This window comes from Glaciecola punicea ACAM 611, from assembly GCF_000252165.1.
Taxonomy (GTDB): domain Bacteria; phylum Pseudomonadota; class Gammaproteobacteria; order Enterobacterales; family Alteromonadaceae; genus Glaciecola; species Glaciecola punicea.
This window is the reverse complement of sequence record NZ_BAET01000008.1, coordinates 104,397-123,119: the sequence shown is the minus strand read 5'-3', so window position 1 is coordinate 123,119 and position 18,723 is coordinate 104,397. Positions and strand designations below refer to the sequence as shown.

18 protein-coding genes are annotated in these 18,723 nt (G+C 42.5%); 13 read left to right on the top strand and 5 right to left on the bottom strand.

Going from position 1 to position 18,723, the window contains the following annotated elements; translation table 11 throughout:
* Positions 1-159 precede the first annotated feature (159 nt).
* The 4 genes from msbA to kdsB all read left to right on the top strand — a co-directional run bounded on the left by msbA (position 160) and on the right by kdsB (position 4,178).
* On the top strand, positions 160-1,941 hold the full coding sequence (gene msbA, locus GPUN_RS05080) for a lipid A export permease/ATP-binding protein MsbA (protein WP_006004149.1): 1,782 nt from the start codon (positions 160-162) through the stop codon (positions 1,939-1,941).
* 33 nt (positions 1,942-1,974) lie between these two features.
* Positions 1,975-3,048, top strand: coding sequence for a tetraacyldisaccharide 4'-kinase (gene lpxK, locus GPUN_RS05075; protein WP_006004148.1), 1,074 nt, complete (start codon positions 1,975-1,977; stop codon positions 3,046-3,048).
* A 68-nt stretch (positions 3,049-3,116) separates the two neighbouring features.
* Entirely contained in the window at positions 3,117-3,323 is a 207-nt protein-coding gene (locus GPUN_RS05070; protein WP_006004147.1) for a Trm112 family protein, read from the top strand.
* 96 nt (positions 3,324-3,419) lie between these two features.
* A complete protein-coding gene (gene kdsB / locus GPUN_RS05065; protein WP_006004146.1) occupies positions 3,420-4,178 on the top strand; it encodes a 3-deoxy-manno-octulosonate cytidylyltransferase in 759 nt (252 codons plus the stop codon).
* Here kdsB and rimO read toward each other — a convergent pair.
* Complete coding sequence (gene rimO, locus GPUN_RS05060; RefSeq protein WP_040520365.1) at positions 4,175-5,587, bottom strand: 30S ribosomal protein S12 methylthiotransferase RimO; 1,413 nt, start codon at positions 5,585-5,587, stop codon at positions 4,175-4,177. The genes kdsB and rimO overlap by 4 nt on opposite strands.
* A 352-nt stretch (positions 5,588-5,939) precedes the next feature.
* On the opposite strand from rimO, the gene proB reads away from it, so the two are divergent.
* From proB to GPUN_RS14760, 3 genes are read left to right on the top strand one after another with little or no spacing between them, the layout of a single operon-like run.
* Positions 5,940-7,043 (top strand): glutamate 5-kinase, encoded by a 1,104-nt coding sequence (gene proB / locus GPUN_RS05055; RefSeq protein WP_006004144.1) that lies wholly within the window; start codon positions 5,940-5,942, stop codon positions 7,041-7,043.
* Positions 7,040-8,287: a glutamate-5-semialdehyde dehydrogenase gene (locus tag GPUN_RS05050; RefSeq protein ID WP_006004143.1), complete on the top strand. Its 1,248-nt coding sequence runs from the start codon at positions 7,040-7,042 to the stop codon at positions 8,285-8,287. Before proB ends, GPUN_RS05050 begins: the two co-directional genes overlap by 4 nt.
* 30 nt (positions 8,288-8,317) lie before the next feature.
* The gene (locus tag GPUN_RS14760; protein WP_006004142.1) at positions 8,318-8,785 is read left to right on the top strand and encodes a DUF2919 family protein; all 468 of its coding nucleotides are present in this window, start codon (positions 8,318-8,320) and stop codon (positions 8,783-8,785) included.
* Positions 8,786-9,133: 348 nt separating this feature from the next.
* On the opposite strand, the gene GPUN_RS05045 is transcribed toward GPUN_RS14760, so the two are convergent.
* On the bottom strand, positions 9,134-9,499 hold the full coding sequence (locus tag GPUN_RS05045) for a RidA family protein (protein WP_006004138.1): 366 nt from the start codon (positions 9,497-9,499) through the stop codon (positions 9,134-9,136).
* Between the two features lie 337 nt (positions 9,500-9,836).
* Here GPUN_RS05045 and GPUN_RS05040 point away from each other — a divergent pair, with 337 nt between their 5' ends.
* Positions 9,837-10,490, top strand: coding sequence for a hypothetical protein (locus tag GPUN_RS05040; protein WP_006004135.1), 654 nt, complete (start codon positions 9,837-9,839; stop codon positions 10,488-10,490).
* A gap of 37 nt (positions 10,491-10,527) precedes the next feature.
* Here the strand turns inward: GPUN_RS05040 and tcdA are convergent, their stop codons facing one another.
* Positions 10,528-11,325, bottom strand: coding sequence for a tRNA cyclic N6-threonylcarbamoyladenosine(37) synthase TcdA (gene tcdA, locus GPUN_RS05035; protein WP_006004133.1), 798 nt, complete (start codon positions 11,323-11,325; stop codon positions 10,528-10,530).
* Between the two features lie 173 nt (positions 11,326-11,498).
* On the opposite strand from tcdA, the gene GPUN_RS05030 reads away from it, so the two are divergent.
* Positions 11,499-12,953: a phosphohexomutase domain-containing protein gene (locus GPUN_RS05030; RefSeq protein WP_006004126.1), complete on the top strand. Its 1,455-nt coding sequence runs from the start codon at positions 11,499-11,501 to the stop codon at positions 12,951-12,953.
* 116 nt (positions 12,954-13,069) lie between these two features.
* Here GPUN_RS05030 and GPUN_RS05025 read toward each other — a convergent pair whose 3' ends face one another.
* On the bottom strand, positions 13,070-13,486 hold the full coding sequence (locus tag GPUN_RS05025; RefSeq protein WP_006004124.1) for a DUF3429 domain-containing protein: 417 nt from the start codon (positions 13,484-13,486) through the stop codon (positions 13,070-13,072).
* A 111-nt stretch (positions 13,487-13,597) separates the two neighbouring features.
* Positions 13,598-14,878 carry a citrate synthase gene (locus GPUN_RS05020; protein WP_006004122.1) on the bottom strand — a complete coding sequence of 427 codons (1,281 nt, stop codon included), beginning with the start codon at positions 14,876-14,878 and terminating at the stop codon, positions 13,598-13,600.
* Between the two features lie 612 nt (positions 14,879-15,490).
* Between GPUN_RS05020 and sdhC the strand changes: the two genes are divergently transcribed.
* The 4 genes from sdhC to GPUN_RS05000 are packed head-to-tail and all read left to right on the top strand — an operon-like array spanning position 15,491 to position 18,705.
* Positions 15,491-15,865, top strand: a complete 375-nt coding sequence (gene sdhC / locus GPUN_RS05015) for a succinate dehydrogenase, cytochrome b556 subunit (RefSeq protein ID WP_006004118.1) — start codon at positions 15,491-15,493, stop codon at positions 15,863-15,865.
* Positions 15,859-16,206, top strand: a complete 348-nt coding sequence (gene sdhD, locus GPUN_RS05010; RefSeq protein ID WP_006004116.1) for a succinate dehydrogenase, hydrophobic membrane anchor protein — start codon at positions 15,859-15,861, stop codon at positions 16,204-16,206. The genes sdhC and sdhD overlap by 7 nt, the downstream gene beginning before the upstream one ends.
* Position 16,207: 1 nt before the next feature.
* On the top strand, positions 16,208-17,980 hold the full coding sequence (gene sdhA / locus GPUN_RS05005; RefSeq protein ID WP_006004114.1) for a succinate dehydrogenase flavoprotein subunit: 1,773 nt from the start codon (positions 16,208-16,210) through the stop codon (positions 17,978-17,980).
* A 14-nt stretch (positions 17,981-17,994) separates the two neighbouring features.
* Entirely contained in the window at positions 17,995-18,705 is a 711-nt protein-coding gene (locus tag GPUN_RS05000; protein ID WP_040520328.1) for a succinate dehydrogenase iron-sulfur subunit, read from the top strand.
* The last annotated feature ends 18 nt before the right edge of the window (positions 18,706-18,723 follow it).

Below are 18,723 nucleotides of genomic sequence, written 5' to 3'. Positions count from 1 at the left end.
TGAACGGTGCCTTTAACTATTAATATCAAACGTTATGTTCTTTTTAGTCTAAACATGGCGATATTTGAACTCTTGTCTATGGTTATTATCAATAAGTTAGCCTAAAAGCATGAAAAAAAGGTAAACTAGAGCAAGGCTATAAATCAGGTTATTTCGTTAATGTCACCATCTCCCATTATCAAGAATGTCAGTGCTGCGCTTGAAAAAAACCAGTCTAAAGCTGTGCTGCGCCGGTTCCTCAGCTACATAAAGCCGTTTAAGCTTCTCTTTTTTTTTGCAGTATTAGGCATGGTTGGGTATGCCGGAGTTGACACCTTTGTGTTTTCTCAAGTAAGACCTTTGATAGATCAAAGCCTTAATATAGGGAACTACGATTATTTAAAAACCGCCGCCTTGTTTATAGTGCCACTGTTTTTATTAAGAGGTATTTTCAACTTCATGGGCTCGTATACGCTTGAGTACATAGGCACTAAAGTGGTCATGAAAATGCGCCAAGAGTTGTTTGAAAAGTTTATTCACTTACCGGTTGAATATCACGATCATAACTCTTCAGGCAGTCTTATTTCTAAAGTCATTTTTGATACCGAACAAGTGCGTGGTGCGGCCGGCAAAGCAATGCTGACCTTAGTCAGAGACGGCATGTTCGTGTTGGGCCTAGTCGCGGTTATGTTTTATTACTCGTGGAAATTATCGCTTATTTTTTTCTTAATAGGGCCGGTTGTAGGCCTCATCGTGTCTATTGTCAGCAAACGTTTTCGGATAGTAAGCAAGGCTATACAGCAGGCAATGGGGACCTTAACTGCCAGTGTAGAACAAGCAGTGAAAGGACATAAAGTAGTCCTTATGCATGACGGTCAAAAATATGAAGCAGACAAGTTTGCCTATAGAAACAATCAAAACAGATTACAAAATATGAAGTTGGTAACCTCTCAAATACTCAGTGTGTCATCTATTCAAATTATTGCTTCGGTTGCTCTTGCGTTTGTGTTGTTTGCGGCAAGTTTACCCTCGATGGTTGAAGAGCTTACCGTGGGTATCTTTATTAACGTCATTGTGTGTATGGTAATGTTGCTTAAGCCCTTAAAACAGTTAACCACCGTAAACACTGAATTTCAAAAAGGTATGGCGGCTTGCGCCAGCATATTTGCTGTACTTGACACCCAAAACGAGACCGACACGGGGAAAAAGGTAATGGCTCGGTCAAGCGGAAAATTAAGCCTGCAAAATGTTACGTTTACTTATCCAACTAGAAAAGATCCCGCTATTAAGAACGTGAGCTTTGACGTTGAGCCTGGACAAACCGTTGCCTTAGTAGGGCGCTCTGGCGGCGGTAAATCGACGCTTTCAAACTTACTGACACGTTTTTACTCTCCAGACTCGGGGCAAATAATGCTTGACGATGTTAACATTAATGAATTCACCCTGCGCAGTCTGCGCGCCCAATTTGCCTTAGTCTCGCAGCAGGTTGTATTGTTTAACGACACTATTGCCAACAACATTGCCTATGGCAAGGAAGGTGAGGTAAGCCGAGAGCAAATTATAAGAGCAGCAGATATGGCACATGTAACAGACTTTGTTAAACAGCAAAACGATGGCTTTGACACTATTGTGGGCGAAAATGGGCTTATGCTGTCAGGTGGACAACGCCAGCGAATCGCTATTGCCAGAGCCATATTAGCCGACTCGCCTATATTACTGCTAGATGAGGCCACTTCTGCCCTTGACACCGAGTCAGAAAAGTTTATTCAACAACAGCTAGACGAACTGCAGCGCTCTCGCACCAGCATTGTAGTTGCCCACCGACTTTCAACTATTGAAAATGCTGACCTAATTTTAGTGGTAGAAAACGGTGAAATTTTAGAATTTGGCAACCACAAGGCGCTGCTGGCGAAAAATGGCATGTATGCACAGCTTCATTCGCTACAGTTTTCTGCATCTTAACGGCTTCGCCTTTAGTGACAAAGAATGAATAACATGACAACAAAGCTTATCAGTGCTTGGTATTCCAATGCTAAATGGGTGTGGTGCTTATTCCCGCTTACTTTCGTGTTCTGGTTGCTATCTTCTACCAGGCGTTTTTTATTTCGCACGGGTTTGTTTGCGTCTAATGAAGCATCAATTCCTGTCATTGTAGTGGGAAACATCGGTGTTGGCGGAAATGGTAAAACGCCACTTGTACTGGCACTGATCAGCACTTTGCGAAATAAAGGTTATACACTGGCTGTTCTATCAAGAGGCTACGGCGGCAGCCAGACAAACTTTCCCTGTTTGGTAGACAAAAATGATTCTGCCGCGCTAGTCGGCGATGAACCTGCATTAATTAGTAAACGAGCACCGTGCATAGTGGTAATTGATCCCGTTCGTGCTAGAGGCGTTAAGTTCATTGAGCAAAATACAGCTGCCAACGTAATAATATGTGACGACGGATTACAGCATTATGCAATGAAACGAGACGTTGAAATTTGCGTGCTTGACAAACGCGGTGTAGGCAATGGCTATTTGTTGCCAATGGGCCCGCTACGAGAGGGTGTTTGGCGTTTGAAGACGGTTGATGCTCTTGTGCATAACATTGGTTTTTCGGCGCATAAAAAGTCAAGCAAGGCCAATTTTGACTCAGTGATGACGGCCTTTGAAATGCGTTTGCAGCCTTCTTGCTGGGTAAACGTAAATACGCAAGAAAAAAAAAGCTTAGCTGAATTTGCCGTGAATGTTAAACGTGCAGGTGAAAATACTGTTTTTACTGCGCTTGCAGGAATAGGCGATCCAAAGCGCTTTTTCGATACATTAGAGAATATGCAGCTTAAGCTGGATAGGACGATTTCATTTGCCGATCATCATCAGTTCACCCAAGACGACCTGCCGACAAACGGGTGGGTGCTGATGACTGAAAAAGACGCGGTTAAATGTATGGGTTTTATTCATAAAAATGCGTGGTATCTGCGTATTGACGCGACTATTGATGATGATTTTTATACGTTGATCGAAGACAGAATTCAGGCGAAATCTCAGTTGCTAGTAAAAAAACGTGCAATAACGCCAAGGCAGTGATACTTTTTAACATCAAGGTGTGGGCTAAGTATCTACGACTCATCTTATTAATATACAGGAACTTGAAAATGGCATTTGACAAAAAATTAATGGCAATCATTGCATGTCCAGCATGCAAAGGGGAGCTTATGTTAACTACACTGGTGAATAAAGATGAGCAAGAGTTAGTCTGTAAATTTGATCGTTTAGCGTATGAAATTAAAGACAACATCCCGGTATTGCTAGAAAACCAAGCAAGAACATTATCGCTCGATGAAATTGAAGCTTTACGCTAGCGCTTTAAGCTTAAACCTAAAAGCCAAAAGTTAAAACAGCACAAAATCAGCCTATTAGAAAATCATGATGCTAAGGCATTCATCAGGATAATATCCATGTCATTTATAGTGGTAATTCCCGCCCGATTCGGTTCTACTCGTTTTCCCGGTAAGCCGCTTGCGTTGATCCAAGGTAAGCCTATGATCCAGCATGTATATGAGCGCAGTGTTGCAGCCGGGGCGCAAGAGGTAATTGTTGCCACCGACGATAAGCGCATTGGCGATGTCGTAGAAAGCTTCTCAGGTAAGGTTTGTTATACCGGAATTCAGCACGAATCTGGTACTGAGCGTATTGCTGAGGTATTAATTAAGCATGGACTTAGCGACAATACTATCGTGGTAAACGTGCAGGGCGACGAGCCCTTTATTCCGCCTCAAAATATTGCTCAAGTTGCCAAAAACCTAATGGTCGCGTCAACGCAAGCGAACATGCAAATGGCAACGCTGTGTTTTCCTATTAGTACAAAATCTGAATTAGACAATCCCAATGTGGTAAAAGTGAACTTTGCTAAAAATGGTAAAGCCCTTTATTTCTCACGAGCACCCATACCGTATGACCGGCGTTGGATGCAAAATACCCAACAAATGCATGAAAGTGCGTATTTCCGACACGTGGGAATATACGCTTACAAAGCCGCATTTATTCATCAGTACATTCAGCTTGCGCCTAGCCACTACGAAAAGATTGAGTCACTTGAGCAACTCAGAGTGCTTTATCATGGCTTTGATATTCACGTAGCAATAGCGCAGCAAGCCCCTCCTCATGGCGTTGACACGCCTGAAGATCTTGATCGGCTGAATCAGCACCTAGCTTAGTCTTGCTCTTCGCTTGGCACTGCCCATAAATCGTGCTCGTCGGCATGGATAATTTCTACCCACAGACGCGTGCCCGGCACTAAGTCATGTTCATTATTTATATGAATAACGCCGTCAATTTCAGGTGCTTCTCCAAAGCTTCTGGCGACAGCGCCTTCGCTGGTAACTTCGTCAACCATAACGTAGTATTCATTGCCAATGCGTGCCTGCAAGCGCTGCGCACTAATTACCGACTGAACCTGCATAAAGCGTTGTAACCGGTCTTCTTTAACGCTTTCATCTATAGGGTTGGGTAACTGGTTTGCAGTTGCGCCTGCTACCGGTGAATATTTAAAACAGCCTACGCGATCTAGCTGCGCGTCTTCTAAAAATTGCAGTAACTCTTCAAATTCTTCCTCAGTTTCGCCTGGAAAGCCCACAATAAAGGTTGAGCGAATAACCAGGTCGGGACACATCTCGCGCCATTTTTTAATCCGTTCTATGGTCCGATCTGCGCTGCCGGGCCTCTTCATAAGGCGTAATATGCGTTTATTTGCATGTTGGAAGGGTATGTCTAAGTAAGGGAGTATTTTTCCCTGCGCCATAAGTGGGATCAAGTCGTCTACATGAGGATAGGGGTATACGTAGTGCAACCGTACCCATATGCCCAGCTCGCCTAATTTTTCGCACAACTGCTGCATGTGCGTTTTTACTGGCATACCGTCCCAAAAATCGATTTTGTATTTTACATCAACGCCATAAGCGCTAGTATCTTGAGATATTACGAGCAGCTCATTGACACCTGCCGCTTTTAAACGTTTAGCTTCATTGAGAACTTCCCCAACAGGCCTAGACACCAGATCACCGCGCATTGAAGGAATAATACAAAAAGTACAGCGGTGATTACAGCCTTCAGAAATTTTCAAATAGGCAAAGTGTCGAGGGGTTAGCTTTATGCCATGGTCTGGTACTAAATGTAAAAAAGGATTATGCAATGGCTTTGGTAAAAACTGATGCACTTGTTCAACCACGCTTTCATAAGCGTGCGGGCCGGTTACCGCAAGCACATTTGGATGTACTTGGCGTATTTCGTCTTCTTTGACCCCTAAGCAACCAGTCACGATTACTTTTCCATTTTCGGCCAAGGCTTCGCCTATGGTATCAAGAGACTCTGTAACCGCTGAATCGATAAACCCACAAGTGTTTACAATGACCAAATCGGCGTTCTCATAGCTTGGCACAACATCGTAACCTTCGGTTCTTAGCTGCGTTAAAATCCGTTCCGAATCGACTAGGTTTTTTGGACAGCCAAGGCTGATGAACCCAATTCTGCCATTACTACCGCCGCTGTTCATAAAGTCGCTACTGAGGGTTTTTACGGGTATTTCCATCGTTGTTGTTTGTTTGGGAGTGTGTATTTTAACTGTCATTGCGCTGGCCATTTAATAATTGCTGTGATGAGTACTGCAGCGCGTTGTAAAACGAATGAAACGCACTGGATCTTGACACTTTATTAGGTTTGTATAGATAATACCGTAAAGATGGTAATAATGCATTTTTCTAGCTTAATGGCAGGATTATATCTTAAGGACTTGTTGTAAGCGATTTTTGAATGTGTATAGCGCTATTATTTACAACTCTAGTAAAATTATAGATAAGCAGCTGATTATAAGCTTAAATCGATATAAAACTTGATATAATATGAAAAATAGTCGACAATAATTAGTAGAACACTAACTATTTATTATAAAAACCGTTTAAAGCAATCAAATAAGAGGATATATGTCGATTAGTAATAAAAAAAGAGTTGTTATCAAGGTGGGAAGCTCCCTTATAGCGCCTCAAAATAATGGTTGTAGCTCACATAACCTATTGGCTATTGCGCAGTTCATTATCAAGTGCCGCTCACAGGGTAAACAAGTTGTGCTTGTTTCCTCAGGCTCGGTAGCTGCCGGACGAAAATGGTTCGATACCCAGACAATGACGGTAGCATTAAAGCGTGCTATGGCCGCAGCAGGTCAGTCCGACATGATGGAAGTATGGGATAAGCTATTCGATTTTCCTACTGCGCAATTACTGCTTACTAATGATGATATCCGTAACAAAGAACGATTTGACAGCATTCGCGATACCATTGAGGCGCTGTTGGAACACCATGTTTTGCCTATCGTAAATGAAAACGATACCGTAACCTCAGACGATCGCAAAGTAGGCGATAACGATAACCTAGCCGCTATGGTAGCCAGTTCCGTTGACGCTGACGCATTTATTATGCTAACCGATGTAGATGGTTTGTACGATAAGAATCCTCAGCAGCACGCCGATGCTCGCAAACTGACGTCTATTGAGCATATAAACGATGAAATTTATGCCATGGCAGGCGGTGCAACAAGCGCTCAAGGAACGGGCGGGATGCGCACTAAAATTGAGGCGGCTGAAAAAGCTACAAGTCATGGTATCGATACCTATATTGTTGACGGATTCGATCCAAAATCGTTTGAACAATTAACCTCAGGCTTCAATCCCGGATCGCATTTTTTAGCGCATGCTAAACCTATGGCTGATGGCCTACACTGGATGACTCACAGTGTTAGAGAATGCGGTGAGGTAGTTTTAAGTGAACCTTTATGTGAATCTGACGATTATCAAGATGGCGTAACTAGTGCCCGGATCGTGTCAGTGAAAGGTGAGTTTTCTGTGGGGGACACTATTTTATTGCGCGACGACGAAGGCAACAAAATTGCAAAAGCAAAAGTGAATTACAGCAGTTGTTTGCTAAACTACTTGGCTGATGATGATATTCGCAGTAGATTAGACAAAGACTCTTCGCTTTTACATAATTCAATTATTTCAGATGAGCACTTGGCTGTGCTGGAGAATTCATGAGTATGATAACAACTTTGGCCAAAAACGCGGCTACAGCAGCAAAAACCATCATTCGGTTAAGCGAACAACAAAAGAACGTCATTCTATTAGAAATGGCGGCAAAATTAAGAAGCAATTTCTCTGTCATCCTTGAGGCTAATAAACAAGACATGCAGGCGGCCAAAGAAGATGGTTTGGACGACGCTATGTTAGACCGGTTATTATTAGATGAAGCACGTATTAATGCCATGGCTGAGGGCATAGAGGTGGTTGCTTCACTGCCTAACCCGGTGGGTCAAACACGTGACATAACAACGCGTCCAAACGGTATTAAAATATCAAAGATGCGTATACCCCTTGGCGTTGTGTGTATGATTTATGAAGCAAGGCCTAATGTGACCGCCGACGCTGGTGCGCTATGTTTTAAGTCAGGTAACGCGGTTATACTGCGCGGTGGTAAAGAGGCATTGCATTCGTCAAAAGCAATTGCCGGGGCCATGCAGACTGTATTAAAGGCACATAATTTGCCTGAAGCGATTATTACGGTCGTGCCCGATCCTGATCGCGCACTTATGTTAGAGCTTATTAAGCAAAAAGAGTACATAGACGTCATTATTCCACGCGGCGGTGAAGGTTTAATAAACTTTGTGACCCAAAACAGTTTAATACCTGTTATTCAGCACTATAAAGGTGTGTGTCATTTATATGTTGATAAAGACGCCAATATAGACAAAGCAGTTGCACTTTTGTTAAACGGCAAAACACAGCGGACAGGTGTATGTAATGCGCTTGAGGGTTTACTGGTGCATAAAGATATAGCAGCAAACTTTTTGCCTTTGGCAAGTGCTGCCTTGGCCAAAGAGAATGTGAAAATAAACAGCTGTCAACGCGCCGCTCAGTATTTTGACAGTCCTACTGTGCTAGCCGACACTGAGTTTGGCCATGAATATCTAGGCTTAGAGATTGCCGTGCGTATTGTTGACGATATTGAAGGCGCGATAAGCCACATTGATACCTTTGGTAGCAACCATACAGAAGTTATTTGCACTGAAGATAAGCCAGCCAGTCAGCTGTTTCAACAGTGTGTCGACGCATCCGTTGTTATGGTAAATGCATCTTCGCGTTTTTCTGATGGGAGTCAATTAGGCTTAGGCGCAGAAATAGGCATTGCCACCACCAAAATGCACGCATACGGTCCCATGGGATTGGAGTCGCTAACAGCCGAGAAATTTTTGGTGAATGGAGATGGCCAAGTAAGAGCCTAAGCATGATTAACGACTAAGCCTCTATGCCCTATGAAGCTAAAATACCCATTGCATTACTATGACGAAGCAGGGCGGTTGAAGCCGCCCATTTTTGTCTACATATTATTGTTATTTGTATGTAGAGGATTCATCGTTCTAATAATTTCTTTGTCGTTTAGAGAAGACAGTGAAAGATTATTACGCATTTTCTATCCCTTACCCTACCATTTTTACTTATCGTTCACGCCTATATTGCCAGCTTTACTTGCACTTTACTTGGTGAGTAAGCGAACAATACTATGGCATAACGGGCACCACTTATGGTTTAGATGGTTAGGCTTGTACTTGTACTGCGCACTTCTGTTTGATGCGGCTATTCAGCTATATATGCTTCAGGAAATTAACTTTGTGTATTCGATAACGCATGGAATATCGCTACTCATGATATTTTGTGGCCTAATCTACCTGAGGCAAAGCCGCTATATTGTGCATCTGATTAAAGATTGGACTTCACCTTAGCGCATTTACTTAGTCTTACTAACAGCATTTCAAAAAGACTGCGCCTATATAAGCGCCATAAATGTTACTAAGAGTGAACACCGCTTTGTCCTCTAAAGCCAGCGCTTTGAACGTGTCTAAATAATTTTCGATAGTAATATCAACTATCGCTAAACTTTCTATTGAACAGTCCAAATCGAGGTCGAAGTGTTATTTAGTGGCCAGCACGGCATTACTGGCAATGTTTTGCATGAACTTTTGAAGTTGTACCTTATTCATTTATGTGTATTTACTTATGAATGATGTTTATTACGGTAATGCAATTTAGCAGTGTTGTAAAATATGTTCGTAAATTTGAAATGCCACCCACTATTGTTGGTCTTTAATTTGCGCCGCCACGACCGATATTTCAACGAGCAGCTCTGGCCTTGCCATCGACGCTTGCACACACGCTCTGGCCGGGGCATATCCTTCAGGTACCCAGCTGTCCCAGATCTTATTCATGGCAGCAAAGTCTTGCATATCTTTTATGTAAATTGTGGCTGATAGGATATGTTGACGATCGCTGCCAGCGTCTATTAGTAAAGTATCTACTTTTTCTAGCATGGTATGAGTCTGTTCTTCGATGTCTTTATTTGCGTCAGCGGCAACCTGACCACATAAATACACGGTTGATTGGTGAATAACAATTCTACTCATACGCTGCTTAGTTTCTTTTCGTTTAATGTTTGCCATTGTTTCCCTTTATAATTAATGCTAAAAAAATTAAGAATAACAGTCCTTTGTTTTTAAGTCTCGATTGTTTAAATAAAGCCGCGCATAGCCCATCCAATGCCACTATACATTTTGCGTTAATGTGATACTTTGTAAAGTGTGAGATTTGCTGCTTTTATTATAAATTAAAGAACTATAGTAGCCGCTCCAAATTATTAACGATATAAAGTGTCAACGCTTTTTTCAACTGCAATATTGCTAGTTTGCGCCTTATATTAAAAAGTGGTAACCAAGTTATTTAATCCAATACTAAAGATCTTGAGTACTTTTAGTTAAGCTTTAATTAATAAGTTAAAATATGAGATATGCATCAATACTTCCTATTAGCGCACTACTGGCGCTGTCCCTCATTGCTTTATTAGTCAAGTTTGGTGTTATTCCTCCGGGTTTGGAGCTGCTTGAGTGGATGAAATCGTCATTTACTGAGGGTGTTTTTTGGCTAGTTTTTTTAATTATTCTGCTTGAGTCTATCATTTACGTTGGCTTCTATTTTCCCGGTCAATTTTTTGCGGTGCTTATTGTTGTAGGGGCTAATCCTAGTGCAAAAGATATCGGCTCGCTCACGTTTGCGATGGTTGCAGCCGCAACGGTGGGTAGTATTATTAACTTTATGTTGGGGCGATACTCTAAGGGCGATAAAAGTGCGATCCTTAAAGGTGACGGCATGCCGATTAAACTATCGCGACTACTGCTGGCGATGATCCATATTAATTCCCTGGCTTTTTTTATGTTTGCACAAGGCGCGCGAAAAAAATCAATAAAAATAGTGGCGTTTGCGGGCTTATTTAACTTGCCGTACTATTTATTGCTTATTGCTGGCACAGCCGTACTCAGTGAGCAAGTAATGGCTATGGCAGAGAATACCTATATGCTGTTTGGTGTTATCTGCGTTTGGTTAATTGTGACGCTTTATTTGGATGTCAAAAAACATAAAGCAGGCAAGCTTGCCTAAATGGCTAACTTAACGCGCGCACAAGGTTAATATAAAACTAGCATTTCGACGCTATGCAAATTTTACTGTTGACAATGTAATCAACAGCGCGACTCGCGGCAACGAGCCCAAAACTTGCGGTAACGCCCACAAAAGCACCAAAACCAGTGCTGCAGTCCATTTTATTTGCGCCGTCGCTGCGCTGCTTTTGTTGGGTGATGCCGCCTGTCTCAGTTGGATATTTCAACTGCTCAGTCGAGTATATGCACTCAACGCCAAAATTTCGCTTAGGGTTTTGACTGAAATTATAAAATCGGCGTAAATCAGAGCGCACTTTTGCTAGCAAAGGATCTTGTATTGTCTTAGCTAAATCACCCCTCGTAATTTTCAAAGGATCGCACTGGCCCCCAGCGGCGCCTAAGCATATTACTTTAATCTTTTGACGTTTACAGTGTGCAACTATTGCCGCTTTGGCCTTGACGCTATCGGCGGCATCAATTACCACGTCAAATTCTGAATTAATATAGTCTCTTACATTGTCAGGGGTGACAAAATCTTCAATAAGCTGTGTTTGACAATCAGGGTTAATATCGTGAATCCGTGCCGCCATTATCTCAATTTTACTTTGATTTAGGGTAGAGTCCAAAGCGTGAATTTGTCTGTTCACGTTGCTAATAGAAACATCGTCTAAGTCAATTAAGGTCAGTTGATTTATCCCTGAGCGCGCCAGTGCTTCTGCTATCCAAGAGCCAACACCGCCGATACCAATGACACATACATTGGCTTTTTGCAGTTTATCTAGGCCTTGGATTGAATATAACCGGGCAAGACCAGAAAAACGTTGCTGATAAGACATACTGCTCCTAGGGAACTAACGATACAGTTGATATTAAACATTATATTATCAGCTTTTGCTGCGCTTATGTATGGCTAAAGCCGTTTGAAAAAAGGCAAAACAATTTGCAACACACTGCTATCTTTTTTAGTATGGCAACAACCTATTATCTGCACGTTTAAAAGAAGTCCTTAATGACCCCAATTACCTGTTTTAAAGCCTATGATATACGCGGTGAATTGCTCACTCAGCTCGATGAAAAGGTAGCCTATAGAGTAGGGCGTGCGTTTGCTGAAAATTTACAAGCAAAGACGGTCGTGGTCGGCAGTGATGCACGCAAAACATCCTTGCCACTAAAGTTAGCGTTAAGTGCGGGTATTATCGACGGCGGTGCAAAAGTATTTGATATTGGTAGTGCAGGCACAGAAGAAATCTATTTTGCCACCAAGCACCTTGGCGTTGATGGTGGCATAGAAGTTACCGCGAGTCACAACCCGATTAATTATAATGGTCTAAAGATGGTCAAGGCGGGCTCAGTGCCCATCAGCGGTGACAGTGGCTTAAACGCTATAAAAGTGTTAGCCGAGAAATACGACGAGGTGCTTGTACATAAGCAATTGATGCATTTTTGTGCAAATGGCTTAGTCAACAATGAAGATTTTTTAAAAGGTGCTCATTCCGTAAAGCAGATCGTGCTGCTAGCAAGTAAACAATACGAGCGTGTAAGTTGCGTGAATGATTACGTGCTGCACTTAAACGAATACATCGATATATCTGCTATTACGCCGCTCAAACTTGTGGTCAACTCGGGCAATGGCAGTGCAGGGCATATAATAGACGCGCTTGAGCTGTTTTTTACGCATCAAAATGTGCCTATTGAGTTTATAAAAGTACATCATAATCCAGATGGAGACTTTCCAAACGGTATTCCAAACCCCTTGTTGCCTGAAAACAGAGTTGATACTGCTGAGGCTGTTATTAAGCACAAAGCTGACATGGGCATTGCGTGGGACGGTGACTTTGACCGTTGTTTCTTATTCGACGAAACCGGCGCATTTATTGAAGGTTATTATATTGTGGGTCTGCTCGCAAAAGCTTTCTTAGATAAAAATAAGGGCGCTAAGATAATTTATGATCCAAGAGTATTTTGGAACACCGAAGATATTATTAAAGCCGCTGGTGGAAAAGCGATAAAATCGAAAACAGGCCACGCTTTTATAAAAGAGCGTATGCGCAAAGAAGATGCAGTATACGGGGGGGAAATGAGTGCTCATCATTATTTCAGAGACTTTGCCTACTGTGATTCAGGCATGATCCCATGGCTGTTGGTCGCAGAACTACTGTGCAAAGCAAAGTTGCCTTTATCATCACTTGTGAAAGCGCGCATTGCCAAATTCCCATCATCGGGAGAAATTAACTATGTGGTAAAAGACGCGGGAGCCACAATAAAGAAAATAATTATTCACTATGAAGATAAAGCTGATGTGATTGATAGAACAGACGGTATTGGCATGGAGTTTGGTAGCTGGCGCTTTAATTTGCGTAAGTCTAACACTGAATCTGTCATTCGATTGAATGTGGAAAGCAGGCAGAATAAAGCGCTAATGGAGGAAAAAACCAAAGAGTTAGCTGCGCTTATTATTGATTAGACTGCGTGCGTTATGTCATTTAATACGCCTAACAAAGATATGTCTATTTTACTAATATAAAGGGTATGGCTGTTTGCCTCATCAAAGCGGATTAACAGATATACCCACTGACTATCCTAATTATACGCCATAAACAAATGACTAAGCACCACTACGGTCGTTAGTTGCATGCGCATTTTTGTGTAATCCATCAAAATATCTTTTTCCAACGCCAGTACGTACTTATCATAAAGCAAAATACCTATGTAGCTAAGCGACAACACACTTAATAACATAGTGCCATCCAAAAACATTAGCGATAGCCAAGCAACAATACTGGGCAGCATAGATACGAACAATTGATGGTCCTTGCGCCTATTCTGAATGGCGTCAAGCCAGTGAATACCGCCAAAAAACGACAATATAATAGCCGAATATTGGACGAAATGTAGGTAGCCTAAGTAAGCATCTACAAGCCCAATCATTACCAGTATTGGCATGCTTACAAAGGGTATTAGCCCAGCGTAGCCTAAATATTTAGTGGTTTTATGCATATTTGCCCCTACTTTTATGTCGATTTACGTCTTGACCAATTAGTTTCGCTTGTAGAGGTTAAGACACAAAAAAATGACGCATAAGCGCCATTTTCATTGATTTAAGCCAGTTTACTTAGTAATCGGGCTATAATTGCGTTTGCTATGACCTGTGTATAACTGACGCGGACGGCCAATTTTTTGACCCGGCTGGCTTAACATTTCATGCCAGTGAGAAATCCACCCGACCGTTCTTGCCAATGCAAATATACAAGTAAACATATTAGTAGGAATGCCAATTGCGCTTAGCACTATGCCAGAATAGAAATCTACATTTGGAAAAAGTTTCTTTTCTACAAAGTAAGGATCACTCAAGGCGATACGCTCTAGCTCCATTGCTACTTGTAGCAATGGATTTTTAACATTCATTTCAGCTAATACTTCATGACAGCTTTCGCGCATAACGGTGGCGCGTGGGTCATGATTTTTATAAACGCGGTGGCCAAAGCCCATTAATCTGAAGGGGTCATCTTTGTCTTTTGCACGGGCGACAAACTCAGGGATACGGTCAACCGTGCCAATTTCTTCAAGCATTTTCAAGCATGCTTCATTTGCACCCCCATGCGCTGGTCCCCATAACGAAGCAACGCCTGCAGCAATACACGCGTATGGGTTTGCGCCAGAAGAACCCGCTAATCTTACCGTAGAAGTAGAGGCGTTTTGTTCGTGATCAGCATGCAAAATAAATATTCTATCCATGGCGCGTTCAACCGTGGGGCTTATTTTATACTCTTCCGCGGGTACCGAAAACATCATGTTCAAAAAGTTAGCAGCGTAGCTTAAATCGTTACGCGGATAAACGAAGGGTTGACCCACATTGTATTTGTAGCACATGGCTACAAGCGTTGGCATTTTGGCGATTAGACGATGCGCCGAGCGTACACGTTGCTCAGGATCTTTTACATCTAAGTCGCTGTGATAAAAAGATGACATTGCGCCTACGGTCCCGCATAGCATAGCCATGGGGTGAGCGTCGTTTCTAAAGCCGTGAAAAAACATATTTAATTGCTCATGCACCATAGTATGGCGAGTAATGGTGTCTTGAAACTCTAGAAATTCTTCAGCGTTGGGCGTCGCGTCATGCAGCAGCATATGGCACACTTCTAAGTAGCTTGAATGCCTGGCTAAGTCTTCAATTGAGTAGCCACGATGCAGAAGAATACCTTTAGCGCCGTCAATAAACGTAATAGATGATTCACATGAGCCTGTCGCCATAAAACCCGGGTCGAATGTGAAGTATCCGCTGGCGCCCAATTTTCTGATGTCAATGACAGAGTGTCCTTCGGTACCCTCCAAAATTGGGAATTCAACTTCTATTTCACCCGCTTTCAAGGTGGCGGTCTTTGTAGACATGAATATCTCTCCTATGTGTAAAGTATCCGAGTAAACGGAAAAAGTGAATAATTCGTTCACTTGTTATCAATATAGCTAATAGTAGCATAGCAAAAAGTGCCGACATTCTTAACCTAACACCTAAGTAAGTCAATTTAAATGCTTATTTGTCCAAGGTATCGCCGGCAAAAGATTGTTATTTTGAACGCGCTGTTGTAACCAGTTATATTGCTATCATTACGTCTATTCGGACTATAAACAATAGTTTACGACCATAGTACTAAGAGCCAAGTAAACATTGCTATTAAGCACCTAGATTGATATATTTATGAGTGCTGAAACTCAAGAAATAGATGTTAACTATACACCTATTTTTTGTTTACACATCGTTTACACATCGTTTACACACATGGCGAAAACTTAATGTGTATTAAAATAATAATTCAGCATAATGGCCTAGACTATTTCACATTTAAAGAGTTTGGCCAGTAACAAACCTCAACACAGAACACCAAATAGGTGTAAACAGCTTGCCGCTGCTTGCACTTAAACGGTTAGGTAAACACACAACAATTGCGGTTATGTAGTCTTAAACAGGGCGGTGATCGTACACTAAAAAATAGGTTATTTATTGTGAAAAAGCAAAGACCAGTCAATCTAGATTTAACCACAATCGAATTGCCAGCTGCCGGTAAAGCGTCTATCTTGCATCGAGTTACTGGCGTCGCCATGTTCTTCGCGCTCGTTTTCGTCATTTGGGCATGGGCTACATCTTTGGGTTCTGAAGCTGATTTTCAGATGGTAAAAGACGTACTAAACGGACCTTTCGGGTACGTTGTTGCATTAGGTACATTGTCTGCACTTTCGTTCCATTTACTTGGTGGCATTCGCCACGTTATTATGGACATGGGGTATTGGGAAGAACTACATTCTGGAAACCTTAGTGCTAATATTGCTATTGGCGGGTGGATTGTACTAACCGTCGTTTTAGGAGTGATATTATGGTAACTAATCAAGCGTCAATGAAACGCAACGGTATACAAGACTACGTGACGCTTAGAGCGTCCGCAGCAGTAATATCGGCGTTCACTATTTTTATGGTGTACTTTTTTATTGCCACTCCCGAAATCACTTATACTGTATGGCAGGGTTTATTTGCCTCAATATATATGAAAGCATTTACCTTGATTACTTTGCTGGCTATTTTGATGCATGTTCGTATTGGTCTTTGGCAAGTGCTAACTGATTATGTTAAACCGCACAATTTGCGCATGGGTTTGCAATTTGTACTTAATTTAATGGCCTTCGCTTACGTAGCGGTTGGTCTGTTTGTTTTATGGGGTGTTTAGAATGAGTTTACCTGTTCATGAATTTGATACAGTAGTTATAGGTGCTGGTGGCGCAGGCATGCGTGCAGCACTGCAGATAACAGAGTCTGGGCGTTCGTGCGCACTCCTGTCAAAAGTATTTCCAACCCGTTCTCACACAGTTTCGGCACAAGGCGGCATTACCGTTGCGCTTGGTAATTCTCATGAAGACAATTGGGAATGGCATATGTATGACACTGTTAAAGGTTCTGACTTCATTGGCGATCAAGAGGCCATTGAATATATGTGTAAAACCGGACCTGAAGCCATTATTGAAATGGAGAACATGGGCTTACCATTTTCACGCACCGAAGAGGGAAAAGTATATCAGCGTCCATTCGGCGGTCAATCCAGAAACTTTGGGGGCGAGCAAGCCGCCAGAACAGCTGCTGCTGCAGATAGAACTGGCCATGCTTTACTGCATTTGTTATATCAGCAAAACATTAAAAATAAGACAAACATATTTTCTGAATGGTATGCATTAGACCTAGTAAAAAATCAACAAGGCCAAGTAGTTGGCTGCACCGCAATTGACATTGAAACAGGCGAAGTTGTTTATTTCAAATCTAAAGCCGTCGTATTAGCTACCGGCGGTGCGGGTCGTATATATGCATCTACTACTAATGCGCACATTAACACGGGTGATGGCGTGGGCATGGCTGTTCGTGCCGGTGTTCCGCTGCAAGACATGGAAATGTGGCAGTTTCACCCTACTGGTATAGCCGGTGCAGGAACGTTGGTAACCGAAGGTTGCCGTGGTGAAGGTGGCTATTTGTTAAATAAAGACGGCGAGCGCTTCATGGAGCGCTACGCGCCAAATGCTAAAGACTTAGCAGGACGTGATGTTGTGGCTCGTTCAATGATGACCGAAATCCGTGAAGGACGTGGCTGTGATGGTCCATGGGGTCCTCACCTAAAACTCAAGTTAGACCATTTGGGTAAAGATGTATTAGAGTCGCGCTTGCCTGGTATTTTGGAACTCTCGAGAACTTTTGCGCACGTCGATCCAGTGAAAGAGCCTATTCCCGTTATACCCACATGTCATTACATGATGGGTGGTATTCCAACTAACGTCGATGGTCAAGTAATAAATATTGATAAAAATGGTAAAGAAACGCCTATGGAAGGTCTGTTTGCCTGCGGTGAGATAGCCTGCGTGTCTGTTCACGGCGCAAACCGTTTAGGCGGAAACTCCTTACTCGATTTAGTTGTGTTTGGCCGCGCTACAGGCCTGCATCTAGGCAAGAGTATCGACGATATTCAAATTAAGTCAGAAGCCTCTACTTCAGATATTGATGCCGCCATGGCAAGATTTAACAGATGGGAATCTTCTGAAAAAGGCAAGGGTGAAAGCCCAGCGCAAATCAAGAAAGATATGCAGCAGTGCATGCAGCTCAATTTCTCTGTTTTTAGGGAAGGGGACGCAATGGCTGAAGGCCTTAAAGAGTTATCAGAAATACGCGAACGTTTGCAACACGCTAGTTTGAATGATAAAAGTGCTGATTTTAACACCGCTCGTATTGAGTGCTTAGAGCTAGACAACCTGATGGAAACTGCTTACAGCACCGCCGTTGCGGCAAACTTTAGAACAGAAAGTCGAGGTGCACACAGTCGCTTCGATTTCCCTGACCGCGACGATGAAAATTGGTTGTGCCACTCAGTTTACGTGCCAGATGGTGATACCATGCTGAAACGTGAAGTGAACATGGCGCCCAAGCTTAGAGAGGCATTCCCTCCTAAAGCCCGTACATATTAATAGGAGTATTAATGATGGAATTAAAATTTTCGATTTATCGCTATAATCCAGAAGTGGATGATGCGCCTAAAATGGTCGACTATGCTCTTGCGGTAGAAGAAGGCCAAGATATGATGGTGCTTGATGCACTCATCGCCCTTAAAGAGAAAGACGCTACCTTGTCATTTCGTCGCTCATGCAGAGAAGGCGTTTGCGGTTCTGACGGCATGAACATGAACGGTAAGAATGGTTTAGCGTGTATCACGCCCGTCTCTTCTCTAGGCAAAGGTAAAATAATTGTACGTCCACTGCCTGGTTTACCGGTGGTAAGAGACTTAGTTGTAGACATGACTCAGTTTTATACACAATATGAAAAGATTAAACCTTTCCTTATTAATGACGACAAACAACCACCGTCGCGTGAATTCATTCAAATGCCTGAAGAACGCGCGAAACTGGACGGTTTATATGAGTGTATCTTGTGTGCATGTTGTTCTTCATCATGCCCGTCGTTTTGGTGGAACCCTGATAAGTTTATTGGTCCGGCCGGCTTGCTTCACGCATATCGCTTTCTTATCGATAGCCGTGACACAGCCACCGAAGAACGCTTGAGTGACTTAGATGACGCTTTTAGTGTTTTTAGATGCCATGGCATTATGAACTGTGTTAGTGTTTGTCCCAAGGGCTTAAACCCTACCAAAGCTATCGGAAAAATAAAATCAATGTTATTACAACGTGCTGTTTAATGGGCAAGTAAATTGACC